The sequence below is a fragment of the Sediminicoccus rosea genome (assembly GCF_033547095.1).
Classification (GTDB): domain Bacteria; phylum Pseudomonadota; class Alphaproteobacteria; order Acetobacterales; family Acetobacteraceae; genus Roseococcus; species Roseococcus rosea.
This window is the reverse complement of record NZ_CP137852.1, coordinates 1,820,796-1,845,553: the sequence shown is the minus strand read 5'-3', so window position 1 is coordinate 1,845,553 and position 24,758 is coordinate 1,820,796. Positions and strand designations below refer to the sequence as shown.

Genomic DNA, 24,758 nt, shown 5'->3' with positions numbered 1-24,758 from the left:
AAAATCCTTATCCGAAGGTGTTGAGAAGATCATCCACCTGCGCGGGCGTCAGCAGGCGGGGGTTGAGGCTGCGGAGCATGAGGGCGAGGCGCGCGGCCTCCTCCAGCTCCTCGGCCGCGTTCACCGCATCGGTGAGAGTCGGGCCGCAGATCACCGGGCCGTGATTGGCGAGCAGCACGGCCTTGGCCTCGCGCGCGGCTGCGTGGATCGCGGGCTCCATCGCCGCATCGCCCGGCCGGTAATAGGGAATGAGCGGCAGCCGGCGCCCCACGCGCATCACGAAATAGGGTGTCAGCGGCGGGATCACCGCCTCCTCCAGGCAGGAGATGGCGGTGGCGTGCGTCGAGTGCAGGTGCACCACCGCCCCCGCATCGGGCCGCGCGTCGAGGAAGGCGCGGTGGAGGAAGACCTCCTTGGTCGGCTTGTCGCCGCCGACATGCCGCCACTCCAGGTCGAGCTTGCTGATGCGCGCCGCCTCGAGCCGCCCGAGCGAGGAGTTGGTCGGCGTCATGAGGTAGCCGTCGGGCAGACGCACGCTGATGTTGCCCGCGCTGCCCACGCTGAAGCCGCGCGCGAAGAGCGAGGCGCCGAGGCTCACCAGGAGCTGGCGTTGGTCTTCCTCGCGCATGGTCAGGAGAAGGCCTTCAGGAAGAAGTCGCGCGCGCCGAAGTTGCCGCTCTTCAGCGCGAGGTGCATGCCCTCGGGCGCGGTCGCGGGCGTCGCATGCGTCCAGGGCACGCCGGGGTCGATCTCGGCGCCGATGCGCAGCGCCTCGACACCCAGGCGCTGCACCACGGCGCCCGAGGTCTCGCCGCCCGCCACCACGAGCCGACGCACGCCGGCTGCCACGAGATCCGCCGCGATGCCGGCCAGCGCTTCCTCCACCAGCGCGCCGGCCGCCTCGCGGCCGAGCTTGGCCTGGAGTGCGGCCACGCGCTCCGGCGTGCCGGAGGCGGCGATGACGATGGGGCGCGCGGCGTCGAGCTTGCCCGCCATCCAGTCGCGTGCCTGCCCGATGAGGGTAGCGGCGTCGGGCGTCGCCAGCGCATCCAGCTCCAGCGTCGGCACCTGGTCCCGCGCGAGGCCGATCTGCCCGAGCGTGGCGCGCGAGCAGGAGCCGGCGACCACGGCGCACAGCCCGCCCACCTCCGGCAGCGCGCCCGCATCCGCGCGCGCCGGCAGCAGCCCGGCGCGGCGGAAATTCTCCGGCAGCCCCATGGCGATGCCCGACCCGCCGGTGATCAGCGCGTGGTTCGCGCAGGCCTCACCCAGCGCCATGAGATGCGCGTCGGTGATGGCATCCGCGATGGCGAAGCGGCGATTGGCATCGCGCAGCCGCGTCACCTCGTGGCGGATGGCCGCCGCCCCCTGTTCCACCACGGTGAAGGGAATGAGGCCGACGCTGCCCTCGCTCTGCCGTCCCAGCACGCGCACCAGGTTGGCGTCGCGCATCGGCGTGAGCGGGTGGTTCTCCATCCCGCTCTCGTTCAGCAGGTTGGGGCCGACGAAGAGATGGCCCTGGTAGATGGTGCGGCCATTGGTCGGGAAGGCCGGGCAGGCGATGGCGAAGCCGCCGTCGAGGCGCTTCAGCAGCGCCTCGGCCACCGGGCCGATATTGCCCGCCTCCGTGCTGTCGAAGGTGGAGCAGTATTTGAAGAGGATCTGCTTCGCACCCGCTGCCAGCAGCGCCTCGCAGGCGGCGAGCGACTGCGCCACCGCCTCGCCCACCGGGATGGTGCGGGACTTGAGCGCGATGATCACGGCATCCGCCTCCGGCAAAGGCCCGGTTGGCACGCCGATCACCTGCACGGCGCGCATGCCCTGCCGGACGAGCGTGCTGGCGAGGTCGGTCGCGCCGGTGAAGTCGTCGGCGATGCATCCGAGCAGCGGCATGGGGATCTCCTCAATCAGGCGTGATGTAAGCCGAGCCGCCCGCCCCCGCAAACACGCCACGGCGCAGGGCGAGCGCAGGGCTTGAAGCGCGGGTGGCGAGGGGCAACATGGGGGGCATGAACGATCCGATGCACCCTCGGCCGGTGCTGGACATGACGCCTGATGGCGAATTCCGGGAAGCGCCGAAGCCCAGCGGTCTCAACCTCCTGCTCGCGCGGATGGGAGGCATCGCCATGCTCGTCGCCATCGCGGCGGGCGGGCTGCTGCTGGTGGCGGTCGCCATCTTCTTCATCGGGCTTTTGCTGCCGGTCGTGATCGGCGCCGGCGCCATCGCCGCCGTCTCCCTCTGGTGGCGCCGCCGCCGCCTGCGGAAGATGGGCATCGAGCCCGGGCCGATCCGGATCATCGTCCGCCGCCAGTAGCGGCCGGGCTCAGGCGCCGGCCAGCGCCGCCTCCACCCTGAGCGCCGCATCCAGCGCGGCGCGCCCCTGCGCGCCATTCGCCTCATGCGGCACGCCGTCCAGGATGGCGGCGATGAAGGCGGCCTGCTCGGCCTCCAGGCTGTCGTGGTCGGTCCAGCTGCGGCGCACGAGGCTCCAGCCGGGCATGTTCTCCACGCCCTGGCCGCCATCGGGTGCCAGGAATTCCAGGCTGCGCGCCATGAAATCCACCCGCATCTCGCCCTCCGGCCCCAGGGCGCGCAGCTTGCGCTCCAGCCCCACGGCCACGCGGCTCGCCGTCACCTGGGCCTGGGCGCCATTGGCGAAGCGCAGCTGCGCCACCACCCAGTCAGGCAGGTTGGTCATCACCGGGCCGCCCACCGCCCGCACCTCGGTCAGCGGCGCGGGCACCAGGGAGAGGATGAGGTCCAGGTCGTGGATCATCAGGTCCAGCACGACCGAGACATCCAGGCTGCGCGGCCGGAAGGGGGCGACGCGCGTCGCCTCCAGCGCCATCAGCCGGCGGCCGCCCAGATTCTCCCGCAGGGTGCGGATGGCGGCGGAATGGCGCTCGATCTGGCCCACCATCAGCACCCGCCCCTCGGCCGCGGCCAGGGCGATCAGCGCATCCGCCTCGGCCAGGGTCGCCGTGATGGGCTTTTCCACGAAGACATGCCGGCCGGCCCGCAGCGCCTGCTCGGCCAGGCGGGCATGGTGCAGGGTGGGGGTGGCGATCACGATGGCGTCGCTGGCCGCCATCAGCGCCTCGGCCGTCAGCGCCTGGCAGCCGGCCTCGCCCGCCACCAGGGCCGCCCGGGCCGGGTCCGGGTCATGCAGGCCAGCGAGCGCGGCCCGCGCCGCCCCGCGCAGCTTGAGGGCATGGAAGCGGCCGAAATGGCCGGCGCCAAAGACGCCGATCTTGAGCGATTTCATGGCGCTGGACTAACAATTCCCGGCAAGGCTTGCATCCCCCCCTCCCCCTCGTCATGTTCCGCCGGAATTCAGGTCAGGGCCTCGTCTCGTCATGATGTATTTCGCGCGCTGGAAGACGGCCGCCATTATCTTCGTCTGCCTGCTGGGCACGCTGGTCAGCCTGCCCAACCTGCTGCCCCGCTCGGCCTTCCCTGACTGGGTGCCGGTGCGGCAGATCGCGCTCGGCCTCGACCTGCGCGGCGGCTCCTACCTGCTGCTGGAGGTGGACACCTCCGTCCTGCTGCGCGAGCGGCTGGAGGGCCTGGTGGAGGGCACGCGGCGGGGCATGACCCAGGCCAATCCGCGCATTTCCTACACCGGCCTCTCAGCCCAGCCCGACCAGCGGCGCATGTCGCTCCGCATCACCGAGCCCGGCCAGCGGGACGCCGCGCTGCGCGTGGTGCGCGAACTCGCCAACCCCGTGAATGTCGGCGGCGGCGCCCAGCAGCCCGACATCGAGGTCAGCATCAACGCCGAGGGCCTGCTGACGGCGACCGTCACCGAGGCCGGGCTGCGCGCCAAGGCGACCAATGCCGTCGAGCAGTCCATCGAGATCGTCCGCCGTCGCATCGACGAGACGGGCGTGGTGGAAGCCACGATCGTGCGCCAGGGGCTGAACCGCATCCTGGTGCAGCTGCCCGGTGTCGAGGACCCGGACCGCATCAAGAACCTGCTGGGCCGCACCGCGCGGATGACCTTCCACCTGCTGGACGAGGCGGTGAACACCCAGGCCCCGACGCCGCCGCCCGGCATCATGTTCCTGAACGGCGAGCGCGCCGGCGAACGCTATGCCGTGCGCCGCCGCGTTGAGGTGGATGGCGCGAACCTGACCGATGCCCGCGCCAGCCAGGACAGCCGGACCGGCGAGTGGGTGGTGAACTTCACCTTCGATTCGGTCGGCACCCGTCGCTTCAGCGAGATCACCCGCGCCAATGTGGGCCGGCCCTTCGCCATCGTGCTGGACGAGAAGGTGATCACCGCCCCCAATATCCGCGAGCCCATCACCGGCGGCCGCGGCCAGATCTCGGGCAATTTCACCGTCCGCACCGCCAACGACCTGGCCGTGCTGCTGCGCGCGGGCGCCCTGCCCGCGCCGCTGACCGTGGTCGAGGAACGGACCGTCGGGCCCGAGCTGGGGGCGGACGCCATCCGGGCGGGCATCATCAGCCTCGCCGTGGGTGTCGCCTTCGTCTTCCTCTACATGGGCTTCGCCTACGGCCTGTTCGGCTGGTTCGCCAATGTGGCGCTGGCCATCAACATCATCCTGCTGATCGCCTTCCTCTCGCTGCTGGAAGCGACGCTGACGCTCCCCGGCATCGCGGGCATCGTGCTGACGCTGGGCACCGCGCTCGACGCCAATATCCTGATCAATGAACGAATCCGGGAAGAGGTGAAGAACGGCAGGTCACCGATCAACGCCTTGGAGATCGGCTACACCAAGGCCTCGGGCACGATTCTCGACTCGAACCTGACGAACCTGATCGCCATGGCCTGCCTCTATGGCTTCGGCTCCGGCCCGGTGAAGGGCTTCGCCGTCACGGTCGCCATCGGCACCATCGTGCAGATGTGGACGGCGACGGTGGTGACCCGCCTGCTCGTCGTCTGGTGGTATCGCTGGCGCCGCCCGAAGGAGCTGCCGGTGCTGGAGAAGCCGGGCCTCGGCTTCTTCCAGCGGCTGGCGCGGCCGCTGTTCCGGCTCTGCCCCGATGTGACGAAGATCCCCTTCATGCGCGGCGCCGTCGCGGGCCTCATCATCTCAGGCGTGCTGTCCACCGCCTCGCTGGTCGGCGCCTTCTATCCGGGGCTGGAGAAGGGCATCGATTTCAAGGGCGGCATCGTGATGGAGGTCCGCACCCAGGGGCCGGCCAACATCAACGCCCTGCGCGCCGCGACCGCGACGCTCGGCGTGGGCGATGTCGGCCTGCAGCAATTCGGCGACGAGAGCACGCTGCTGATCCGCGTCCCCGCCCCCCCGCAGGAGGGGCAGACGCAGCAGGTGGTCAGCACGGTGCGCGGCGCGCTGGAAGCGGCGGCACCCGGCATCCGCATCATGCGCGTGGAGGCGGTCGGCAACCGCATCTCGGACGAGTTGTTCCGCGGCGGCCTGATGGCGCTCGGCCTCAGCCTCATCGCCATGCTCATCTATATCTGGGTGCGCTTCGAATGGCAGTTCGGTGTGGCCGCCATCAGCACCTTGTTGCTCGACACCACCAAGACCATCGGCTTCATGGTCCTGTTCCAGATCGAGTTCAACCTGACGACCATCGCCGCCATCCTCACCGTCATCGGCTTCAGCGCGAACGACAAGGTCGTGGTGTTCGACCGCATGCGGGAGAACCTCCGCAAGTTCAAGACGATGCCGCTGCAGGAGCTGGTGGACCTCTCGATCAACGAGACGCTGAACCGCAGCCTCGGCACCTCGGTCACGCTGCTGCTCTCAGCGCTGCCGCTGGCGCTGTTCGGCGGCGACACGCTGGCCGGCTTCGCCTGGGTGATGGTGTTCGGCATCTTCATCTCGGCCTCCTCCTCCGTCTTCATCGCGGCGCCGATCGTGCTGTTCAGCGGGCGCAACTCGCTGCGGCGGGGCGAGCTGGAGCCGGTGGCGCCGAAGGGGCAGACGGCCATCCGCTGAGACATGGGCCGCGGGGATGTGCGCTGGCACACCCTCGCGGCGCCGCGGGCCGACGCGACTCTTGGATTCACGGCCGGAATCGGCTAGTCTCAAATTCAGAGAAGAGCGGCCGATATTTTGACTTTTTCTGAGACACCTCGGGCCAGTGGAGGGCCGACGCCCGCGCCCAAGCCGCGCCCGCCCGGCCCTGTGCTGGTCCTCGCCTGCGACCCCGGCCTGATCAACGCCACCCAGGCCGCTGTCGCCGAGTTGGGCGCGCCGCCGCCCGTCGTGCTCCGCACCCAGCGCGAGGTGCTGCGCGCCGTCGTCACCAGCGTGAGCGGCTTCTCGCATCTCATCCTCGAGGATGGCGACCTGCCGATCGACCAATCGCTGGTGGATGCCATGGCCGAGGCCTCGCCCGCGGCGATCATCTCCCTGCTGACGCCCGAGGCGGCGCTCTCGGAGGATGGCGCCTTCCTGCGCGGCCTGCTCGGCGGCACGCGGCACCTGGCGCATGACGCGAACCGCGCCAGCCGCAACTCGAACCGACTGCAGGCGGGCCTGCAGGGCAACAGCCTGCTGCTGCGCTACCAGCCGATCATCCATGTCCGCACGCGCCGCCTCGTTCTCGTCGAGGCGCTGGCGCGCTGGCGGAGCGAGCCGGTGGCGCTGACCCCGGTGAACTTCATCCCGGCCATGGAGCAGATGGGCCTCTCCCGCCCGCTCGCCGCGGCCGTGACGCGCATCGCCGCCTGGGACATGTCCCGCCTGCCGGCCCGGATCGACATTCCCGTCTCGGTGAACCTGCCCGCGCCCGAGCTGGACAAGCGTGACGTGGTGGCCTGGCTCGGGCAGCAGCTCCGCCGCTCCCGCTTTCCGCGCCAGCGCCTGATGATCGAGCTGACCGAGACGGCGCCGGTGCGCGACCTCTCGCGCATGGCGCGCACGCTGCGGCGACTGAAGGCGGCGGGGCATGGCGTGCTGATGGATGACTACCTGCTGGATGATCCGCGCCAGCGCCTGCTGCGGCTGGATTTCGCCGGCATCAAGCTCGACCGCTCGCTCGTGCAGTCGCTGCCGCGATCGGCGCGGGCGCGCAACCAGGTGCTGCGCATGGCGCGGCGCGGGCTGGTGATGACGGCGGAGGGTGTCTCCTCCCCGGCGCTGCTCCGCACGCTGCGGGTGCTGGGCGTGGCGCGCGCGCAGGGCTTCCTGATGGGCCGCCCCCTGCCGGTGGCGGCCCTGCCGGCCTGGAACCAGCGCTGGCGCAGCGCCGAGGGGCTGGCCCGCCCGGCGAAGCCCCACGCGTCCAGGACTTAGCCCCGAAGGCCTAGGCCCCGAAGGCCTCCACGTAGAGTTCCATGATCTGCGCCGCATCGGGCACGCGCGGGTTGTTGCCCGGACTGCCGGAGGCCAGCGCCTGCTCGGCCATCACCGGCAGCAGCGCGTTCCACTTGGCCTGCGCGATGCCATAGGCCGCCGGGCTCGGCACCTCCAACTCGTGGTTCAGGGCGCGCAGTTCCTCCATCAGCTTCGCACCCGCCACCTGGTCGGCGTCGGAGGGGGCGGCGCAGCCGATGCAGCGCGCGGCCTCGGCATAGCGCGGCAGTGCGTGGTTCAGGCCGAACCCCGTCACCGCCGGCAGCAGCATGGCGTTGGACAGCCCATGCGGCACATGGAAATGCGCGCCGATGGGCCGCGACATGCCATGGATCAGCGCGACGCTCGCATTGCTGAAGGCGAGGCCGGCCAGCGTGGCGCCCAGCATCATCGCCTCGCGCGCCGCGTCATCGGCGGGGTCCTTGTAGACGCGCCGCAGATGGGGGCCGATCAGCCGCATCGCGCGCTCGGCATACATGTCCGAGACGGGGTTGGCGCGCTTGCTGACATAGGCCTCCAGCGCGTGGGTCAGGCTGTCGATGCCGGTATCCGCCTTGGTGCGGGCGGGAACGGTGCGGGTCAGGTCATGGTCCACGATGGCGGCGAGCGGCAGGGCGCCGAGCCCCGCGATGAGCATCTTCTCGTCCCGCGCCACATCGGTGATGACGGTAAAGCGCGTCGCCTCGCTGCCCGTGCCGGCGGTGGTGGGGATGCAGATGACGGGCAGCGCCGCCTTGTCGGCCGCGACCGGCACCTTGAAGGCGCTCATCGGCGTGCCGGCGGGGGCGGCGGCGAGGATCGCCATGGCCTTGGCCGTGTCCATCGGGCTGCCGCCGCCAAAGCCGATCAGCACGTCGAAATCGCCCGCCTGCAGCACGGCGACGCCGGCCGCGATCACCGTGTCGGTCGGATCGGGCACGGTCTCGTGGAACACCACGGGCGCGAAGCCGGCCGCGCGCAGCGGTGCGAGGCATTTCTCGACCGTGCCGCTGCTCTGCATCCAGGGGTCGGTGACGACCAGCGGGCGCGAGAAGCCGAATTGCTTGAGAAGATCGCCGAGGCGGGAAAGGCTGCCCCCGCCGATGATCATCTGGCGGGGGGCGACGATGGCCAGGGAAGCGGATGTTGTCATGGGCCGGAGGTTAAGCGGGCCCGGCCCGGTTGGCATAGGGGGCCGTCAGCCCCCCTGGGCCGCGGCCCAGGCCAGCGGCGCCCAGGCCCGCTTCGCCTGGCCGCGCCGGGCGGCGTTGCCCCCCTCCCGGCGGCGCCGATCCAGCATCATCAGGACCAGCGGCGCCACGGCGAGGGCGAGGAGAAACAGCACCAGCCGCGCGCCCGTCGGATCGAGGAGGAGGTGCATCGCCGCCGCCCCGATCAGCGCTGGCTATCGCGCTGGCCGTCGCGATGGCCGTCGCGATGGCCGTCGCGATGGCCGTCGCGATGACCGTCGCGCTGGCGCAGATCCTGGCGCAGGATGGCGCCGGTGGTGGCATCCACCTCGAGCTTGATGCGCTGGCCCTCGGCGTTCATCGCCTTCACCTCGAAGCGGCCGCGCTTGCGCTCCATCTCCTGGATCTGGAAGCCCTGGCCTTCCAGGCGGGCGGCGATGTCGGCGAAGCGGGTGGTGGCTGGTTGCGCGGCCAGCGGGCCGGCGGCGATGCTGGCGGCGAGGGCGGCGAGAAGGAGCGTCTTGCGCATGGAGTGGTTCTTTCCGTCTGTCACCGCGCCGGCCGATCCGGTGGGTGTGGGATGATGTCTAGCGGCCCTGCCCTGACGGGCTGCCGCGCCCGGCCGTCAGGATTCCGTCAGCAGGCTCCCTGTAGGAGATGCGGGTGATATTTCGCCGCGCCCTCCTCGGCCTGCCCGGGGCCCTGCCCCTGCTGCTCGCGGCCGAGCCGGCCCGCGCCGATGGACGCCGCCGCCGCGAGGAGCAGGAGCGTGTGCGCCGCGCCATCGCCGAGGGCCGCATCCGCCCGCTTTCCGAGATCCTTGCCCTGGTGCGGCCGCAGCTGGGCGGCGAGGTGATCGGCGTGGAGCTGGACGAGGATGACGGCGTCTTCGTCTATGAGATCAAGGTGCTGACGCGCGGCGGGCGGCGGCGCGAACTGCAGGTGGATGCCGCGACCGGCCGCATCCTGAAGGTGGAGGATTGATGCGCATCCTGCTGGCCGAGGACGATCCCCGCATCGCCGCCCATGTGCAGCGCGCGCTGGAGGCGGCGGGCTACCGCGTGGACCTGGTGGGCGATGGCGAGGAGGCGCTGTTCCGCGGCGAGACCGAGGACTACACCCTGGCTGTGCTCGACCTCGGCCTGCCGCGCCTGGATGGCCTCGCCGTGCTCAAGCGCTGGCGCGCCGAGGGGCGACACATGCCCGTGCTGGTGCTGACGGCGCGCGGCGCCTGGTCCGAGCGGGTGGAGGGCATTGATGCCGGCGCGGATGACTACCTGCCCAAGCCCTTCCGCATCGAGGAATTGCTGGCCCGCGTGCGCGCCCTGCTGCGCCGCGCGGCGGGCCTCGGCTCGCCGGTGATCGAGGCGGGGCGGCTCAGCCTCGACACGCGCCTGAAGGAGGTGCGGCTGGATGGCATTCCCGTCGCGCTCTCGGCGCTGGAATGGCGCTTCCTCAGCCTGCTGGCCCATCGCCCCGGCGAGGCGGTTTCTGTCGGCGCGATCGTCGAGCAGCTCTATGGCGATGATGATGCGCGCGATGCGAATGCCGTCGAGGCGCTGGTGCTGCGCCTGCGCCGCAAGCTCGGCGGCGAGGTGATCGAGACCCGGCGTGGCCTCGGCTACGCGCTGGCCATGGCGCCGGCTTGAGCGGCTGGGCGCGCTCGCTGCGGCTGCGGCTGCTGCTGGCCGGGCTGGTCGCGGCGGGCCTCGCGCTGGCGGCGGCGACGGCGGGGCTCTCGCTGCTGTTCGAACGCCATGCGGAGCGGCAATTGGCGCGGGAACTCTCCGCCCTGGCCGAGGGGATCGCCGCGCAGCTCGACCGCGCGATGCCCGGCGGCGACTGGACGCTCAGCGCGCCACCGGGCGATCCGCGCTATGACCGGCCGCTCTCGGGCTTCTACTGGCAGGTCTCGCGCGCCGCGGGCGGGGCGCCGCTGCTGCAATCGCGCTCGCTCTGGGATGCGACGCTGGCCCCGCCCGCCGATGCGCCGATGAACGAGACGCTCTTTCCCCTGCCCGGCCCGGGCGGCGAGGCGCTGCTGGCGCTGCGCCTGCCGGTGACGATGCCGGCGCGGCTGGGCGGCGAGCGGCTGGTGGTGCTGGCGGCGCGGGACGCGGCCGAGCTGCGCGCGGCGGCGGCCGACTTCCGGCGCGACCTGCTGCCCTTCCTCGGCGTCATCGCATTCGCGCTGCTGGCGGCCTTCGGCGCGCAGGTGGCCGTGGGCCTCGCGCCGCTGCGGCGGATGCGGGCGCGGCTGGCCGCCATCGGCTCAGGCCAGGCGGCGCGGCTGGGCGAGGAAGGATTCCCCAGCGAGATCCTGCCCCTCGCGCGCGAGCTCGACGGCTTGCTGGCGCAGCGCGAGCGCGACGTGGCGGCGGCGCGCGCCCGCGCGGGGGATCTCGCGCATGGGCTCAAGACGCCCATCCAGGTGCTGCTGGCGGAGGCCGAGCGGCTGGAATGGCCCATGGAGGCGGCCGAACAGCGCGAGACGGCGGCCGCCGTGGGCGAGGCGGCCGAGGCGATGCGCCGCCATGTGGAGCGCGAGCTCTCCCGCGCGCGTCGCGCGCTGCGCGGCCGCGGTGACCGCGCCGAGCCGCTGCGCGTGGCGCGGCGCCTGATCGCGGTGCTGGCGCGCACGGCGGAGGGCGCAAGGCTGGATTGGGTGATGGAGGGCGAGCCCGGCCCGCTCGCCGCCATCCATGAGGATGACCTGGCCGAGGCGCTGGGCGCCGTGATGGAGAATGCCGCGCGCTTCGCCAGCGCGCGGGTGCGGATCGCGCTGCGCCAGGCGCCGGGCCGCCTCGCCCTCTCGGTCACGGATGACGGGCCGGGGATTCCGCCCGAGCGCCATGCGGAGGCGCTGCGCCGCGGCGGGCGGCTGGATGAGGCGGGCCCGGGCACCGGCCTCGGCCTCGCCATCGCGCGGGAAATCCTGGAGGAGGTCGGCGGCGCGCTGGAGCTCGGCCCCACCGCGCCGGGCGCGATGACGGTGACGCTGCGGCTGCCGGCGGGCTAGCCCGCCACGCTGCCCTGCGCGTAGAGCGCCATGCGCCGCGCCGCCTTCTCCGTCAGCCCACCCGAGAAATCGAGGCCATGCGACGGCAATTCGCCATCGCGGTGGCAGGCGACGCCATCCGTCAGGGCGGGTTCCTCGTGCCGGCAACGCTCGATGGCGAAGGGGCAGCGCGTGTGGAAGCGGCAGCCGGAGGGCGGCTTCAGCGGGCTCGGCAGGTCGCCGCCGAGCGGCTGCACGCGGCCGCGCCGCGCGGGGTCCGGATGCGGAATCGCGGCCAGCAGGGCGCGGGTATAGGGGTGGCGCGGGTTGCGGAACAGCTCGCGCTTTTCCGCAATCTCCACGATGCGGCCGAGATACATGACGGCGATGCGGTCGGCCACATGCTTCACCACCGCCAGGTCGTGCGCGATGAAGAGGTAGGACAAGCCCAGCCGCTGTTGCAGATCACGCAGCAGGTTCACAACCTGGGCCTGGATCGAGACGTCGAGCGCGCTCACCGGCTCATCGCAGACCACGAGGTCCGGCTCGGTGGAGAGGGCGCGCGCGATGCCGATGCGCTGGCGCTGCCCGCCCGAGAATTCATGCGCGAAGCGCGCCGCCTGATAGGGGGCAAGGCCCACCAGGCGCAGCAACTCCTCCACCCGCGCGCGGCGCGAGGCGGAATCGCCGATGCCATGCACCTCCAGCGGCTCGCTGATGGTCTGGCCGACGGTGAGGCGCGGGTTGAGCGAGGCGTAGGGGTCCTGGAAGACGATCTGCGCGCGGCGGCGGAAGGCCTTGAGCGTCGGCCCCTCCAGCTTCGTGATGTCGGTGCCCTCGAAGCGGACGGAGCCGGCGCTGGGCTCGATCAGCCGCAGCACGAGGCGCGCGGTGGTGGACTTGCCGCAACCGCTCTCCCCCACCAGCGCCAGCGTCTCACCGCGGCGCAGCGTGAAGGAGACGCCATCCACCGCCCGCACCCGGCCGATCTCGCGCGCCAGGATCAGCCCGCTGCGGATGGGATAGTGCTTCGCGAGGTTCTCGACCTCCAGCAGCGCGCCGCCATCGGCGGAACGGTTCATGCCGCTCATGCGAGTGCCTCTTCCACGGGGGCGCGAAGGCAGGCGGCCTCATGCCCGGCGCCGATGGCGCGCAGTGCGGGGATCTCGGCGCGGCAGGCCTCGATGGCGAAGGGGCAGCGCGGCGCGAAGCGGCAGCCGGGCGGCAGCGCGAAGGGCGGCGGGACCGCGCCGGTGATGGCGAGCAGCCGCTCGCGATCCTCATCCAGGCGCGGAATGGAGCCGAGCAGGCCCAGCGTATAGGGGTGCTGCGGATCCTCGAAGAGATCGCGCGCCGAGGTGCGCTCCACCACGCGGCCCGCATACATCACGGCCACGTCATCGGCCATTTCGGCGATCACGCCGAGGTCATGGGTGATGAGGATGATGGCCATCCCCGTCTCGGCCTGGAGGTCGCGCAGCAGATCCAGGATCTGCGCCTGCACCGTCACGTCCAGCGCCGTGGTCGGTTCATCCGCGATCAACAGCTTGGGCGAGCAGGCGAGCGCCATCGCGATCATCACGCGCTGGCGCATGCCGCCCGAGAGCTGGTGCGGGTATTCGTCGAAGCGCCGCTCCGGCGAGGGGATGCGCACGCGGGCCAGGGCTGCGATGCCCCGCTCGCGCAGCTCGGCCTTGCCCACATGCGGCTCATGCGCGCGGATGCCCTCGGTGATCTGGAAGCCCACTGTGTGCACCGGGTTCAGCGAGGTCATCGGCTCCTGGAAGATCATGCCGATATCCTTGCCGCGCACGCCGCGCATCTCGGCATTGGAAAGGCCCGCGAGGTCCCTTCCCTCCAGCAGCACGCGGCCCGAGGCGATGCGCCCCGGATGCGCCACGAGCCGCATGATGGAGAGGGAGAGCACGGATTTCCCGCAGCCGCTCTCGCCCACGATGCCGAGCGTGCGGCCGCGCACGACATCGAGCGAGACGCCATCCACCGCCGCCACATCCCCGCCCGAGGTGCGGAAGACGGTGCGGAGGTCCTCGATCTGCAGAAGGGGGCCCGTCATGCCCCCGTCACAGCCACTTGAAGGTCGGCGGCGCGATCTTGTCCACTGGCCGGTGCGCCCAGTCCTGCTGCGGCGCGCGGGCGACGATGCGCTTCTGCGCCTCGCTGAGGTTCAGCGCCGCCTGCTTGAAGTCCATGGTCAGCACCTGGCCGTCACCCACCACCTTGATGCCATCCACATAGACGTCGCGCACGGCACGGTCGCCCGCCGCGTAGATCAGCGCGCGGACCGGGTCGTGGTTGGGCTGCATGCGCGGATGCGTCGCGTCCACCAGCACGAAATCCGCGCGGCAGCCGACCGCGAGGCGGCCAATGTCGTTACGGCCGAGCGCCCGCGCACCGCCGATGGTGGCGGCGTCGAAGACGTCGGTCGTCGTCATGGTGCGCGGGTCATTCGCCTGGGTGCGGGCGAGGTAGGCGACGAGGCGCAGCTCATCCAGCAGGTTGTGCGGATAGGTGTCGGTGCCCACGCCGAGATTGACGCCGCGCCGCTTGTAGCGCCCGAAATCCTTGAGGGTGATGCCGCGCCGGGCGAACACCGTCGGGCAATGCGCGACCGTGGTGCCGGTGTCGGCCAGGATGTCGAGGTCGCGCTTGGTGTGCCAGGGCGTGCTCGGGTGGTCATCCAGGAAGATGCCGTGGCCGATCACCGCGCGCTCATCCAGCAGCCCCATCTCGTGCAGCCACTGGATGGGGGTGAAGCCGTGGCGGCGGGTGATCTCGTGGAACTCCACCACGGATTGCGCCGCGTGGATCTGCCAGGAGAGGCCGCGCGCCTTGGCCTCGGCGCGGCTGTCGCGCAGCAGCTCGGGCGCGCAGGTGTCGATCTGCGCGGGGCAGGCCATGCCGAAGAGGCGGCCGCTCGGGTGCTGTTCCGCGCGCTGGATGAGGGCGAAGGCCTCCTCCATCGCCTTCACGCCCGCTGCCTCGTCCCACTCATACTCGACGACGTGGCCGTTCTTGGTGAACCACCGCGCCGACTTGAACATGGGCGCGATGCAGACGCGCATGCCCGCCTCGGCCAGCAGATCCAGCCAGCCCGGATGGGCCATGGAGAGATCCGCCAGCGTGGTGACGCCGCTGAGCAGCAGTTCCGACAGCGCCACGCGGACGCAGTCGGGGATGGCTTCCGCATCGGAGCGGAAGATCGGCATGAACTCGTAGAGCGACGAGTTGTAGAGCCCGGGGGAGCCGATCTCGTCGATCAGCCCCTTGTTCATCGGCTCGCTGGTCGGGTGCGAGTGGATGTTGACCAGCCCGGGCATGACCATGAGGCCCGTGCCCGAGATCTCCACATCCGCCGTGCCCTCATAGCCGCGGCCCACGAAGCGCAGCACGCCATCCTCGAAGGCGACATCGCCGCCGGGGAGGTAGGCGTGGCGCTTCTCGCTCTCGTCCCAGGCAACGACGAGATCGGCGTTCTTGATGAGCGTGATGGTCATGGTTCAGCGCACCCTCAGATCCAGGCCCTTGTAGATGCCGATGCCATAGAGGCCATGCGCCCGCGCACCGGTGACGCGCTGGTTGGCGAAGACCACCATCTGGCTGCGCGCGAGCGTGAGCCAGGGCGCCTCCTGCGCCAGCTGGCGCTGGATATTGGCGGCCAGCGTCGCGCGCTCAGCCGGGTCGATGGCGCGGCGCGCACCTTCCAGCCAGGCATCGGTCTGCGGGTTCGCCCAGTTCATGCGGTTGGGCGTGGGCCGGTTGCGGCTGTGCCAGTAGAGGTTCAGCGCATCCGTCGCCGAGAGGTACGGGTAGCTCAGGAAGAAGGCATCGAATTCCTGCGTGGCGAGCCGCCCCCAGGCGACCGTCGCGTCAAACAGCTGGACGCGCATCTCGATCCCGACCTGCCGCAGCGCCTGCTGGATGATCTCTCCCGAGCGCTGGTTCACCAGCGTGTTGATGCCATAGAGCAGGAAGGTGGCGCGCTGGCCGTCCTTCACGCGGATGCCGTCCGGGCCCATGCGCCAGCCGGCCTCGTCCAGCGTGCGGCGGGCGGAGGCCTGGTCGAAGGCGGGGACCATGGCGTCGGACTGCGCGTCATAGTCGGGCGCGCGCGGGTTCACGATGTTGCGCGCCACTTCCGCATGGCCGGACCAGACGGCGCGGACCAGGCCCTCGCGATTCACTGCCTGGTGCACGGCGCGGCGGATCGCGACGTCGCTCACCACGGGCTTGTCCACCTTGAAGCCCATGAAGAAGTCCCAGAAGTAGTTGGGCTGCTGCGAGGTGGTGACGGTCGGCACGCGGCGGATCGCGTCCCAGAAGGCCTCGGGGATGTAGTTGGTCACATCCGCCTGGCCGGCCTGGAGCGCGGCCACGCGGGCCGCGGCCTCGGGGATCACGCGCCAGACGATGCGCTCGACATGCGCGGGGCCGCGATTCTCGAGGGCGGGCGGCCCCCAGCGGTAGTTGGGGTGGCGCGTGAGCACCATCTCATTGCGCGGCGTCCAGTTGCCCCAGCAATAGGGGCCGGTGCCGTTGAAGCCCTGCACGCCGAAATTGTCGCCCAGGCGCTCGACCGTGGCGGGATCGATCGCCGAGCCGAAGAAGAGGGTGAGCTGGGAGAGCAGCTCGCCGAAGGGCTCGTTCAGCTCATAGACCAGCGTGTGCGGGCCGGTCGCGCGGATCTCCTTCACATTGCCCGCGCGCCAGGCAACGGGCGAGGCCACGCGGGGCGTGGTGCGGCCGATCCAGCGGTTCAGGCTGAAGGCCATGTCGGCCGCCGTGAAGGGCTTGCCGTCGCAGAAGGTGACGTCGCTGCGGAGGTGGAAGGTGTAGGTCAGCCCATCGGGTGAGACATCCCAGCGCTCGGCCAGGCCGGGACGGATGGTCCGCATGTCGAAATCCATGCTGACCAGCGTGTCGCTCAGCATGGTCAGCACCTCGCCGGCGGCCAGCGCGGTGGAGCGGTGCGGATCGTAACGGTCGCTGTCGATCTCGCGCATGATGGTGATCTGGTTGCGCGGCTGGGTCTGCGCCTGCGCCGTCACGGCGAGGCCGAGGGCGGCGAGGCCACCCAGCGCCATGCGCTTCCACATGTGAGTCATCGTCATCACTCCCTATGTTCAGATACGAAGCCGGGGGTCGAGCGCGTCACGCAGCGCATCCCCCAGCAGGTTGAAGGCCAGCACGATCACGAAGATGCCGAGCGAGGGGATCACGCTGATATGCGGCGCGATGAAGAGGAAGTTGCGGCCTTGCGCCGCCATCGCCCCCAGTTCCGCCAGCGGCGGCTGCGCGCCCAGGCCGAGGAAGGACAGCGCCGAACCGAGCAGGATCACCTGCCCGAGCCGCAGGGTGGAAAAGACGAAGATGGCGGAGAGGCAGTTGGGCGCGAGGTGGCGCGCGATCAGCCGCGCATCGCTCATGCCGATGGCGCGCGCCGCCTCGATGTAGTCGAGGCCCATCACGACAAGCGCGGAACTGCGGACGATACGCGCCATGAGCGGCACCGTGGCGATGGCGAGCGCGATGATCACGGAGGTGAGGCCGGGCCCGAAGATGGCGGCGAGCGCCAGGCCGAAGAGGATGGCCGGGAAGCTCAGCAGGATGTCCATCAGGCGCATGAGCAGCCCGTCCACCCGCTTGTAGAAGGCGGCGAGGAAGCCGATCAGCGCCCCCAGCAACCCGCCCGCGATGAGCGAGGCGAGGCCCATGCCCAGCGTGATGCGCAGCCCGTAGAGCATGCGGGAGAAGATGTCCCTGCCCTGCCCATCCGTGCCGAACCAGTATTCGGCCGAGGGCGGCTGCATGATCGCCATCAGGTCCGTCTCGAACGGATCGCGCGGGGCGAGCCAGGGCGCGAGCAGGGCGGCGGCGATGATGAGCAGCACGAAGACGAGGCTGATGGCGCCGCCCGTGTCACGCAGCAGCATGCGCAGCGGCGTGGGGCGGCGCGGTGCTTCGGGCGTGGCCGGGGTCACGGTCGTGGCGCTCATGACTGCCGCACCCGCGGGTCGAGCACGGCGTAGAGCAGGTCCACCGTCAGGTTGATCAGGATGAAGCCGGCGCTCAGCACGATGATGGTGCCCTGCGCCATCGGGAAATCGGCCGAGAGGATGGCGCCGACGGCGAGCCGCCCCACGCCGGGCCAGGAGAAGATGGTCTCGGTCACCACGGCGCCGCCGAGCAGGAAGCCGATCTGCAGGCCGATCAGCGTGACCACCGGGATCAGCGCGTTGCGCAGCGCGTGGCGCAGCACGACCAGCCGCTCGGAGAGGCCCTTGGCACGGGCGGTGCGGACGTGGTCGGCCGAGAGCGTGTCCACCACCGCGGTGCGCGTCATCCGTGCCACCGGGCCGACCAGCACGCCGCCGAGCGTGACCGCGGGCAGGATGATCGCCCGGATGCCGTCCATGGTCCAAAGCGGCCCGCCGCGCCCGGTGAAGGGCAGCAGCTGCCACTGGAAGCCCACGAACCAGATCAGCACGAGGCCCAGGAAGAAGACCGGCACCGAGACGCCCGCCACGCTGATCGCCATGATGCCCTTGTCGAGCAGGGAGCCGCGCCAATAGGCGGCGATGGTGCCGAGGAAGATGCCCGCCGGGATGGACCAGAGGAGCGAGGCGAACATCAGCTCCATGGTCGGGCCGATCGTGGCCCCCAATTCCTGCGTCACCGGCACGTTGTTGATGATGGAAACGCCCAGGTCGCCCTGCGCGAGGCGGCCCAGATAGATGCCGAACTGCACCCAGATGGGCTCATCGAGCCCGAGCTCGGTGCGGATGGCGGCCACGATCTCGGCCGTGGCCTGCGGGCCGGCGCGCACCGTGGCGGGGTCGGTCGGGACGACCTGCATCAGCAGGAAGCCGATCAGCAGCACGCCGAAGAGGACGGGAATGGCAAGGCCGATGCGGGTCAGGGCATGGCGCAGCATCAGGCGAATCCCTCGCGGCTGAGCTCGTCATGCCGGTCGTGGATGGCGATGCCGCCGCGCAACGTCACGTCGCAGCGCACGCCGAGATATTCCTCCGGCGCCAGCGCGGTCACGTCCTGGCTGAGGATGGCGATGTCGGCGTCCATCCCCGGCTCCAGCGTACCGCGCGCGCCTTCGGCGAAGCTGCTGTAGGCGCCGCACCAGGTGTAGCAATGCAGCGCCTCCTGGATGGAGAGCCGTTCCTCGGCCCCGAGGATGGTGGCGCGGTTGGTCTGGCGCGTGACCATGGTGAAGAGGTTGGGCCAGGGCTCCACGGTGGAGACCGGGCTGTCGGAGGAAGCCGAGGGGTGGTGGCCCTCCTCCAGCCAGGTCTTCATCGGATAGGCGGCCTCGGCGCGGGCGCGGCCGAGGTTGCGGAGGTAGAGGTCACCGAACTCATACATGAAGACGGGCTGCGGCACGGGCAGGATGCCGCGCGCCTTCATCCGCCGGCGCTGGTCGCGCGTCACGAAGCCGCAATGCTCGATGCGGTGGCGGCGCTCGGGCGCGGCACCCGCCTCCTCCATCCCGGTCAGCACCTGCTCGATCGCGGCATCGCCGATGGCGTGGATATCGAGCTGCCAGCCCTGGTCATGGAACTTCTTCAGCAACGCGTGGATGGTCTCGGTCGGGAAGGTGAAGACGCCGGTGCCGCCGCCGGCCTCTTGCAGATAGGGGTCGAAGAAGGCGGCGGTGAGCCCGCCCGCGCTGCCATCGGCAAAGACCTTCACCGCGCCCCAGCGCAGCGCGGCATCCAGGTCATCGCCGGGTTTCCAGGGGCGCAGCCCGCCCTCCCAGGCCGCATCCGCGATGCCCTCGGGGTTGCCGGCCAGCACCAGCCACATGCGTTGCAGGCAGCGCCCTTCGCGCGCCGCGCGCTCGAAGGCGGCGATTTCGGCGAGGCCGCCGCTCATGCCCACATTCATGTCGGTGGCGGACGCGAAACCAAGCGAGGCGAGGCGGCGGCCGGCGGCCTCGATGGCGTTCACCATCCGCGCCTCGTCAGGCTCGGGCATGGCGGCCTTGATCAGGCTGAGCGCGCGTTCCTGGATCAGGCCCGTCAGCGCGCCGCCCCGGCGCTCGATCACGCCACCTTCCGGGTCGGGCGTGTTGTGGCCGATGCCGGCGGCGCGCAATGCCGCGCTGTTCGCGACCCCCATATGGCCGCAGGTGCGCATGATCAGCAGCGGGTGATCGGGCACCGCCGCATCCAGCTCGCTCACCGTGGGGTGGCGGCCGATGTCGAGCGCGCCATGGTCATAGCCCCAGCCCATCACCCATTGGCCCTTGGGCGTGGCCTGCGCCGCCTCGCGCAGGCGGCGGCGGGCTTCCTCCAGCGTGCGGACCTCCTCGGCGCGGAGGTTGACCATGGAGAGGCCGAGCCCAAAGGGCAGCAGGTGCATATGCGCCTCGTGGAAGGCGGGAATCGCGAGCCGCCCGTCGAGCGCCACGCGCCGCGTCCGCGGCCCTGCCAACTCCTCGATCTCGGCGGTGCTGCCCACCGCCATCACCTTCCCGCCCGTCACCGCCAGCGCCTCGGCCATGCCGCCCTGCAGGCCCCGAAAGACGCTGCCGCCCGTGAAGATGATGTCTGCGCTCAACCCGGCCCTCTTTCGTGATGCGATTTTCATGCTCACGCGGCCTTGCCAGCGCGTCAACCACGCAGGCGGGCCTTTCGCGGGGCGCGTGCGTCGTGGCACGCTCGCCGCACAGCAGAGGGAGACCCCGCATGCCGAAGCCTTGGGCAATGCCATGAGCGACCGCATCTTCGCCCCCGGATTCCAGGCCAGGCCCTATTGGTGGGAGGCGGCCGAGCCGCCCCAGCGCGACAATGCGCTGCCGGAACGCTGCCGCGTCGCCATCGTCGGCGGCGGCTATACCGGACTGTCCGCGGCGCTCACGCTGCGGCGCCTCGGCCATGAGGTGACGGTGCTGGATGCCGAGCGCATCGGCTGGGGCGCCTCCTCGCGCAATGGCGGCATGGTCTCGGGCGGGCTCAAGGTGGCGCGCGGGCCGCTGACCAAGAATTTCGGCGAGGAACGCGCGACCGAGATCGCGCGGGCCTGCGGCGCAAGCTTCCCCTTCATCGAGGAACTCATCGCGCGCGAGCAGCTGGATTGCGACTATGTCCGCAGCGGCCGCTTCGTCGGCGCCTACACGCCCAAGCACCTGGCGACGCTGGCCGGCAACCGCGCCCGCATCGAGGAGATCAGCGGCGATTCGGCCACGATGATCGACAAGGCCGGCGTGCGGGGCTTCGTCGCGACGGACCATTACTATGGCGGCCTGCATGCGGCGGGCGCGGGCAGCCTGCACCCGGGCAAATATGCGCGCAGCCTCGCCGCCGCGGCCGAGCGCCTGGGCGCGCATCTGGTGGACCAGGTGCGCGTGACGGCGACGGTGAAGGAGGCGGGCGGCTTCCGCCTGGTCACCACGCGGGGCGAGATGCGGGCGGATGCGGTGCTAATGGCGACCAACGGCTATAGCCGCGGCGGGCCGATGCCCTGGCTGACCAAGCGGCTCATGCCCATTGGCAGCTACATCATCGCGACCGAGGAACTGGGCGAGGAGCGGATCAACAGGATCTTCCCGCACCGCCACATGATCAGCGACACGAAGCGCGTGCTGAACTACTACCGCCCCTCGCCGGACGGGAAGCGCATCCTCTGGGGCGGCCGGGCGAGCTTCGGGCCGAGCACGCCGGAAGAGGCGGCACCCACGCTCCACGCCATGATGCTGGAGGTGCTGCCCGAGCTGAAGGATGTCCGCATCACCCATGCCTGGACCGGCAATGTCGCCTTCACCTTCGACTACCTGCCGCATCTGGGCGTGGAGGATGGCGTGCATTATGCGGCCGGTTGCCAGGGCAGCGGCGTCGCGATGGCGAGCTGGATGGGCCACAACGCCGCGCTGAAGATCGCGGGCGCGGCCAATGCGGGCTTCGCGCTCGACAGCCTGCACTTCCCGACGCGCGCCTTCTATGACGGCAATCCGGACTGGTTCCTGCCCATCGTCGGCGGCTGGTATCGCCTGCGGGACCGGGTGGACCGGGTGCTGGCCTGACATGCTTGCAAGCCCACGCTGAATCCCCCAGGAGGGAATGGAAAATCATGGGCCGCGCGGCACGTCTTGGCGCGGCCCGATCGGGGAGAACCACATGCAACGCCGCGCGCTGATTGCCGCCACCGCCCTCATGCCGCTTGCGGCCCAGGCGCAGGGTATCCCGGGGGGCTTCACCCCCCAGAACCCCGAATGCATCGCGCCCGCCGCCCCCGGCGGTGGCTTCGACCTGACCTGCCGGCTGACGACGCGGATGCTGAACGAGACGGGCATCGTCACCCAGCCGATCCGCACGCAGAACATGCCGGGCGGCATCGGGGCGGTGGCCATCAACCACATCAACGCGCAGCGGCGCGCGGATGCGAATGTGATCGTGGCCGTCTCCACCGGCTCCTGGGTGAACATGGCGCAGGGCCGCTTCGGCCGCTTCGCCGAGAATGACGTGCGCTGGATCGGCGCCATCGGCGCGGATTACGGCGTGATCGCGGTGCGGCGGGACAGCCGCTTCCAGAGCCTGGCCGAGCTGATGGCCGCGCTGCGCGCCGACCCGGCGAGCGTGCCCATGGGCGCCGGCGGCGCCGTGGGCAGCCAGGACTGGCACAAGGCGGCGCTGGTGGCGCGCGCGGCGGGCGCCGATCCGCGCCGCATGCGCTACGTGCCCTTCGAGGGTGGCGGCCAGGCCATGGCGGCGCTGCTGGGCGGCCACATCCAGGTCTTCCCCGGCGATGCCTCCGAGGTGCGCGGCCAGTTCGAGGCGGGCGAGATCCGCCTCCTCGCCGTGCTGTCGGCGCAGCGCCTGCCCGGCGCGCTGGCGCAGGTGCCGACCGCGCGCGAGCAGGGCGTGGAGGTGGATTGGCCCATCGTCCGCGGCTTCTACGGCCCGCCGCAAATGCCCGATGCCGCCTACAACTTCTGGGTGGAGGCGCTGCGCCGCCTGCAGGCCAACCCGGCCTGGCCCGAGGCGCGGGCGGCGCAGGGCCTCTTCGAGTTCAACCTGGTCGGCGCCGAATATGCCGAGCTCGCCAAGCGCCGCACCGCCGAGTTCCGGCAGCTGGCGCGCGAGGTCGGGCTGGTGACGCAGAGCCAATGACCGCCGACAGGCGCTGCCGGCAGGTCCGGGGGGCCGCGAGGCACTGGCGCGCAGCGCCGCGAGGCGGCAGGCCATGACCGCCGGGCGCGCGCTCGGCCTCGCGCTGATGGCGCTGGCGGCGCTCGCCATCTGGTCGGCGCAGTCGCTCGAAGTGCCCTTCGCGGCCGACCCGCTGGGCCCGCGTGCCTTCCCCACGACGGTCGCACTGCTGATGGGGCTGTGTGGCGCGCTGCTGCTCATCCCGCGCGGGCCCGCCTTCGAGCGGCCCGAGCGCCTGGCCGCGCCGCCGCTGCTGGTCCTGGTCATGGCGGGCTATGCGCTGCTGCTGGTCCCGCTCGGCTTCCTGGTGGCAACGGCGCTGCTGGCGATCGGCGTGGCGCTGCTGTTCGGTGCACGGCCGCTCGCCGCCATCGGCACCGGGCTCCTTACCAGTGCGGTGCTCTGGGCGCTGTTCGACCGCGTGCTGGACCTGCCGCTGCCGAAAGGATTCCTCGGCGCATGATGGAAACCTTTGCGGCGCTCGGCGGCGGCTTCGCCGTGGCGCTCCAGCCCACCAACCTCTTCCTCGCGCTGATCGGCTGCATCATCGGCACCGCCATCGGCGTGCTGCCGGGCATCGGGCCGCTCAATGCCATCGCGCTGCTGCTGCCCTTCTGCCTGGCGCTGAAGCTGCCGCCGGAATCGGCGCTGATCCTGCTGGCCGCGGTCTATTACGGCTCGGGCTATGGCGGGCGGATCACGGCGATCCTGCTGAACATGCCGGGCGAGCCCTCGGCGGTGCTGACCACGCTGGATGGGCATCCGCTCGCCAAGCAGGGGCGCGGGGGCGCGGCGCTCGCCATCTCGGGCATCGGCAGCTTCGTGGGCGCGACCATCGCGGTCGTGCTGATGAGCTTCCTCTCGGTGCCGCTCGCGCGCGTCGCCGTCGCCTTCTCGCCGGCGGATTATGTCGCGCTGATCGCCTTCGCGCTCTCGCTCCTGGGCGCCGTCGGCGGCGGCTCCGCGCCCAAGGCCTGGGCGGCGGGGTGCCTCGGCATCCTGCTCGCCATGATCGGCATCGATTCCGGCACGGGGGTCGAGCGCTACACCGGCGGCTCGATGGAATTGCTGGGCGGGCTCGACTTCACCGTGCTCGCCATCGGGCTCTTCGCCATCGGCGAGATCCTGCTGCTGATCGAGACCCGCATCCGCGCCGAGGCCGCGAAGCTCGGCCACGGCCAGCGCCTGACCTTCGCCGAGATCCTCTTCTGCATCCCCGCCATGTTCCGCGCGACCGGCATCGGCTTCGTCATCGGCGTGCTGCCGGGCGCCGGCGCTTCCGTTGCCAGCGCCCTCTCCTACACGGCCGAGAAGCGGCTCAACGAGACGAACGGAAAACTCGGCCAGGGCGACATGCGCGGCGTGGCCGCACCCGAGACGGCGGACAACGCGGCGCAGATCGGCAACCTCGTGCCCATGCTCTCGCTCGGCATTCCGGGCTCAGGCACCACCGCCGTGCTGCTCGGCGCGCTGCTGATGTACAACATCACCCCGGGGCCCCTGCTGTTCGAGCAGAAGCCCGAGGTGGCCTGGGGGCTCATCGCCTCCATGTATATCGGCAACTGCATGCTGCTGCTGCTGAACCTCCCGCTGGTCGGCATCTTCGCGCGGCTGCTCACCGTGCCGGCCTGGGTGCTTTACCCGGGCGTGCTCGCGCTCAGCTTCGCGGGCGTCTATGCGGCCAGCAATTCGGCGTTCGACCTGCTTCTCGCCATCGGCTTCGGCATCATGGGCTGGGTGTTCCGCAAGCTGGATGTGCCGCTGGTGCCGATCATCCTCGGCTTCGTGCTGGGGCGCATGCTGGAGGACAATCTGCGCCGCGCCATGTCGCTCTCGGATGGGGATGTGATGGCGCTGCTGGCCTCGCCGGTTTCCATCGCGCTCTGGGCGATGACGCTGGGCGCGCTGCTCTGGCCGCTGCTCGCGCGCCGCCGCGTGGCCTGACCGGGGTGTTGAAGCGCGCCGCCCTGGCGTGTAGGACTGGCAGCACGCGGGCGTGGTGGAACTGGTAGACGCGCCGGACTCAAAATCCGGTTCTGGTGACAGAGTGTCGGTTCGATTCCGACCGCCCGCACCATTCCGTCTGGCGCCTCGCCGCCCGCCAACCCAAGG

General features: G+C 71.1%; 23 protein-coding genes and 1 tRNA gene. 11 read left to right on the top strand and 13 right to left on the bottom strand.

Translation table 11 applies throughout. The features are described 5' to 3' along the window. Positions 1 to 7: 7 nt before the first annotated feature. Positions 8 to 628, bottom strand: coding sequence for a 3-oxo-tetronate 4-phosphate decarboxylase (gene otnC / locus R9Z33_RS08855; RefSeq protein WP_318650927.1), 621 nt, complete (start codon positions 626 to 628; stop codon positions 8 to 10). A 2-nt stretch (positions 629 to 630) separates the two neighbouring features. Continuing rightward, positions 631 to 1,893 (bottom strand): 3-oxo-tetronate kinase, encoded by a 1,263-nt coding sequence (otnK, locus tag R9Z33_RS08850; protein ID WP_318650926.1) that lies wholly within the window; start codon positions 1,891 to 1,893, stop codon positions 631 to 633. 116 nt (positions 1,894 to 2,009) lie between these two features. Between otnK and R9Z33_RS08845 the strand changes: the two genes are divergently transcribed. Beyond that, positions 2,010 to 2,315 (top strand): hypothetical protein, encoded by a 306-nt coding sequence (locus R9Z33_RS08845; protein ID WP_318650925.1) that lies wholly within the window; start codon positions 2,010 to 2,012, stop codon positions 2,313 to 2,315. A gap of 9 nt (positions 2,316 to 2,324) precedes the next feature. Here R9Z33_RS08845 and R9Z33_RS08840 read toward each other — a convergent pair whose 3' ends face one another. Next, positions 2,325 to 3,266 carry a Gfo/Idh/MocA family protein gene (locus R9Z33_RS08840; protein WP_318650924.1) on the bottom strand — a complete coding sequence of 314 codons (942 nt, stop codon included), beginning with the start codon at positions 3,264 to 3,266 and terminating at the stop codon, positions 2,325 to 2,327. Positions 3,267 to 3,357: 91 nt separating this feature from the next. Here R9Z33_RS08840 and secD point away from each other — a divergent pair, with 91 nt between their 5' ends. Next, on the top strand, positions 3,358 to 5,937 hold the full coding sequence (secD, locus tag R9Z33_RS08835; RefSeq protein ID WP_318650923.1) for a protein translocase subunit SecD: 2,580 nt from the start codon (positions 3,358 to 3,360) through the stop codon (positions 5,935 to 5,937). A 189-nt stretch (positions 5,938 to 6,126) separates the two neighbouring features. Further along, entirely contained in the window at positions 6,127 to 7,239 is a 1,113-nt protein-coding gene (locus R9Z33_RS08830; RefSeq protein ID WP_318650922.1) for an EAL domain-containing protein, read from the top strand. A 10-nt stretch (positions 7,240 to 7,249) separates the two neighbouring features. Here the strand turns inward: R9Z33_RS08830 and R9Z33_RS08825 are convergent, their stop codons facing one another. From R9Z33_RS08825 to R9Z33_RS08815, 3 genes are read right to left on the bottom strand one after another with little or no spacing between them, the layout of a single operon-like run. Continuing rightward, complete coding sequence (locus R9Z33_RS08825) at positions 7,250 to 8,431, bottom strand: iron-containing alcohol dehydrogenase (protein ID WP_318650921.1); 1,182 nt, start codon at positions 8,429 to 8,431, stop codon at positions 7,250 to 7,252. Between the two features lie 45 nt (positions 8,432 to 8,476). Beyond that, the gene (locus R9Z33_RS08820) at positions 8,477 to 8,659 is read right to left on the bottom strand and encodes a hypothetical protein (protein ID WP_318650920.1); all 183 of its coding nucleotides are present in this window, start codon (positions 8,657 to 8,659) and stop codon (positions 8,477 to 8,479) included. A 14-nt stretch (positions 8,660 to 8,673) separates the two neighbouring features. Then, on the bottom strand, positions 8,674 to 8,997 hold the full coding sequence (locus tag R9Z33_RS08815) for a PepSY domain-containing protein (RefSeq protein ID WP_318650919.1): 324 nt from the start codon (positions 8,995 to 8,997) through the stop codon (positions 8,674 to 8,676). Between the two features lie 134 nt (positions 8,998 to 9,131). Here R9Z33_RS08815 and R9Z33_RS08810 point away from each other — a divergent pair, with 134 nt between their 5' ends. The 3 genes from R9Z33_RS08810 to R9Z33_RS08800 are packed head-to-tail and all read left to right on the top strand — an operon-like array spanning position 9,132 to position 11,487. Continuing rightward, positions 9,132 to 9,452 carry a PepSY domain-containing protein gene (locus R9Z33_RS08810; RefSeq protein WP_318650918.1) on the top strand — a complete coding sequence of 107 codons (321 nt, stop codon included), beginning with the start codon at positions 9,132 to 9,134 and terminating at the stop codon, positions 9,450 to 9,452. Continuing rightward, positions 9,452 to 10,117 carry a response regulator transcription factor gene (locus R9Z33_RS08805; protein WP_318650917.1) on the top strand — a complete coding sequence of 222 codons (666 nt, stop codon included), beginning with the start codon at positions 9,452 to 9,454 and terminating at the stop codon, positions 10,115 to 10,117. Before R9Z33_RS08810 ends, R9Z33_RS08805 begins: the two co-directional genes overlap by 1 nt. After that, entirely contained in the window at positions 10,114 to 11,487 is a 1,374-nt protein-coding gene (locus tag R9Z33_RS08800; RefSeq protein WP_318650916.1) for a sensor histidine kinase, read from the top strand. Before R9Z33_RS08805 ends, R9Z33_RS08800 begins: the two co-directional genes overlap by 4 nt. On the opposite strand, the gene R9Z33_RS08795 is transcribed toward R9Z33_RS08800, so the two are convergent. From R9Z33_RS08795 to R9Z33_RS08765, 7 genes are read right to left on the bottom strand one after another with little or no spacing between them, the layout of a single operon-like run. Next, positions 11,484 to 12,557 (bottom strand): ABC transporter ATP-binding protein, encoded by a 1,074-nt coding sequence (locus R9Z33_RS08795; RefSeq protein WP_318650915.1) that lies wholly within the window; start codon positions 12,555 to 12,557, stop codon positions 11,484 to 11,486. The genes R9Z33_RS08800 and R9Z33_RS08795 overlap by 4 nt on opposite strands. Next, on the bottom strand, positions 12,554 to 13,540 hold the full coding sequence (locus R9Z33_RS08790) for an ABC transporter ATP-binding protein (RefSeq protein ID WP_318650914.1): 987 nt from the start codon (positions 13,538 to 13,540) through the stop codon (positions 12,554 to 12,556). The genes R9Z33_RS08795 and R9Z33_RS08790 overlap by 4 nt, the downstream gene beginning before the upstream one ends. A gap of 7 nt (positions 13,541 to 13,547) precedes the next feature. Then, the gene (locus R9Z33_RS08785; protein WP_318650913.1) at positions 13,548 to 14,981 is read right to left on the bottom strand and encodes an amidohydrolase family protein; all 1,434 of its coding nucleotides are present in this window, start codon (positions 14,979 to 14,981) and stop codon (positions 13,548 to 13,550) included. A 3-nt stretch (positions 14,982 to 14,984) separates the two neighbouring features. Next, entirely contained in the window at positions 14,985 to 16,595 is a 1,611-nt protein-coding gene (locus tag R9Z33_RS08780) for an ABC transporter substrate-binding protein (RefSeq protein WP_318650912.1), read from the bottom strand. Positions 16,596 to 16,607: 12 nt separating this feature from the next. Then, positions 16,608 to 17,480, bottom strand: a complete 873-nt coding sequence (locus tag R9Z33_RS08775; protein ID WP_318650911.1) for an ABC transporter permease — start codon at positions 17,478 to 17,480, stop codon at positions 16,608 to 16,610. Further along, complete coding sequence (locus R9Z33_RS08770) at positions 17,477 to 18,418, bottom strand: ABC transporter permease (protein WP_318650910.1); 942 nt, start codon at positions 18,416 to 18,418, stop codon at positions 17,477 to 17,479. Before R9Z33_RS08770 ends, R9Z33_RS08775 begins: the two co-directional genes overlap by 4 nt. Beyond that, the gene (locus R9Z33_RS08765) at positions 18,418 to 20,058 is read right to left on the bottom strand and encodes an amidohydrolase (RefSeq protein ID WP_318650909.1); all 1,641 of its coding nucleotides are present in this window, start codon (positions 20,056 to 20,058) and stop codon (positions 18,418 to 18,420) included. The genes R9Z33_RS08770 and R9Z33_RS08765 overlap by 1 nt, the downstream gene beginning before the upstream one ends. 151 nt (positions 20,059 to 20,209) lie before the next feature. On the opposite strand from R9Z33_RS08765, the gene R9Z33_RS08760 reads away from it, so the two are divergent. From R9Z33_RS08760 to R9Z33_RS08740, 5 genes are all read left to right on the top strand, one after another. Beyond that, on the top strand, positions 20,210 to 21,520 hold the full coding sequence (locus tag R9Z33_RS08760; RefSeq protein WP_318650908.1) for an NAD(P)/FAD-dependent oxidoreductase: 1,311 nt from the start codon (positions 20,210 to 20,212) through the stop codon (positions 21,518 to 21,520). A gap of 94 nt (positions 21,521 to 21,614) precedes the next feature. Next, complete coding sequence (locus R9Z33_RS08755; protein WP_318650907.1) at positions 21,615 to 22,607, top strand: Bug family tripartite tricarboxylate transporter substrate binding protein; 993 nt, start codon at positions 21,615 to 21,617, stop codon at positions 22,605 to 22,607. A gap of 73 nt (positions 22,608 to 22,680) precedes the next feature. Further along, positions 22,681 to 23,109 carry a tripartite tricarboxylate transporter TctB family protein gene (locus R9Z33_RS08750; protein WP_318650906.1) on the top strand — a complete coding sequence of 143 codons (429 nt, stop codon included), beginning with the start codon at positions 22,681 to 22,683 and terminating at the stop codon, positions 23,107 to 23,109. Further along, the gene (locus R9Z33_RS08745; RefSeq protein ID WP_318650905.1) at positions 23,106 to 24,590 is read left to right on the top strand and encodes a tripartite tricarboxylate transporter permease; all 1,485 of its coding nucleotides are present in this window, start codon (positions 23,106 to 23,108) and stop codon (positions 24,588 to 24,590) included. The genes R9Z33_RS08750 and R9Z33_RS08745 overlap by 4 nt, the downstream gene beginning before the upstream one ends. Positions 24,591 to 24,636: 46 nt before the next feature. Then, positions 24,637 to 24,723: transfer RNA gene (locus R9Z33_RS08740), tRNA-Leu, on the top strand. Positions 24,724 to 24,758 lie beyond the last annotated feature (35 nt).

Excerpts from the sequence above, each read along its gene's own strand:
- otnC (WP_318650927.1), bottom strand. The coding sequence starts at position 628 with ATGCGCGAGGAAGACCAACGCCAGCTCCTGGTGAGCCTCGGCGCCTCG.
- otnK (WP_318650926.1), bottom strand. The coding sequence starts at position 1,893 with ATGCCGCTGCTCGGATGCATCGCCGACGACTTCACCGGCGCGACCGAC.
- R9Z33_RS08845 (WP_318650925.1), top strand. The coding sequence starts at position 2,010 with ATGAACGATCCGATGCACCCTCGGCCGGTGCTGGACATGACGCCTGAT.
- R9Z33_RS08840 (WP_318650924.1), bottom strand. The coding sequence starts at position 3,266 with ATGAAATCGCTCAAGATCGGCGTCTTTGGCGCCGGCCATTTCGGCCGC.
- secD (WP_318650923.1), top strand. The coding sequence starts at position 3,358 with ATGATGTATTTCGCGCGCTGGAAGACGGCCGCCATTATCTTCGTCTGC.
- R9Z33_RS08825 (WP_318650921.1), bottom strand. The coding sequence starts at position 8,431 with ATGACAACATCCGCTTCCCTGGCCATCGTCGCCCCCCGCCAGATGATC.
- R9Z33_RS08820 (WP_318650920.1), bottom strand. The coding sequence starts at position 8,659 with ATGCACCTCCTCCTCGATCCGACGGGCGCGCGGCTGGTGCTGTTTCTC.
- R9Z33_RS08815 (WP_318650919.1), bottom strand. The coding sequence starts at position 8,997 with ATGCGCAAGACGCTCCTTCTCGCCGCCCTCGCCGCCAGCATCGCCGCC.
- R9Z33_RS08805 (WP_318650917.1), top strand. The coding sequence starts at position 9,452 with ATGCGCATCCTGCTGGCCGAGGACGATCCCCGCATCGCCGCCCATGTG.
- R9Z33_RS08795 (WP_318650915.1), bottom strand. The coding sequence starts at position 12,557 with ATGAGCGGCATGAACCGTTCCGCCGATGGCGGCGCGCTGCTGGAGGTC.
- R9Z33_RS08790 (WP_318650914.1), bottom strand. The coding sequence starts at position 13,540 with ATGACGGGCCCCCTTCTGCAGATCGAGGACCTCCGCACCGTCTTCCGC.
- R9Z33_RS08785 (WP_318650913.1), bottom strand. The coding sequence starts at position 14,981 with ATGACCATCACGCTCATCAAGAACGCCGATCTCGTCGTTGCCTGGGAC.
- R9Z33_RS08780 (WP_318650912.1), bottom strand. The coding sequence starts at position 16,595 with ATGACGATGACTCACATGTGGAAGCGCATGGCGCTGGGTGGCCTCGCC.
- R9Z33_RS08775 (WP_318650911.1), bottom strand. The coding sequence starts at position 17,480 with ATGAGCGCCACGACCGTGACCCCGGCCACGCCCGAAGCACCGCGCCGC.
- R9Z33_RS08770 (WP_318650910.1), bottom strand. The coding sequence starts at position 18,418 with ATGCTGCGCCATGCCCTGACCCGCATCGGCCTTGCCATTCCCGTCCTC.
- R9Z33_RS08760 (WP_318650908.1), top strand. The coding sequence starts at position 20,210 with ATGAGCGACCGCATCTTCGCCCCCGGATTCCAGGCCAGGCCCTATTGG.
- R9Z33_RS08755 (WP_318650907.1), top strand. The coding sequence starts at position 21,615 with ATGCAACGCCGCGCGCTGATTGCCGCCACCGCCCTCATGCCGCTTGCG.
- R9Z33_RS08750 (WP_318650906.1), top strand. The coding sequence starts at position 22,681 with ATGACCGCCGGGCGCGCGCTCGGCCTCGCGCTGATGGCGCTGGCGGCG.
- R9Z33_RS08745 (WP_318650905.1), top strand. The coding sequence starts at position 23,106 with ATGATGGAAACCTTTGCGGCGCTCGGCGGCGGCTTCGCCGTGGCGCTC.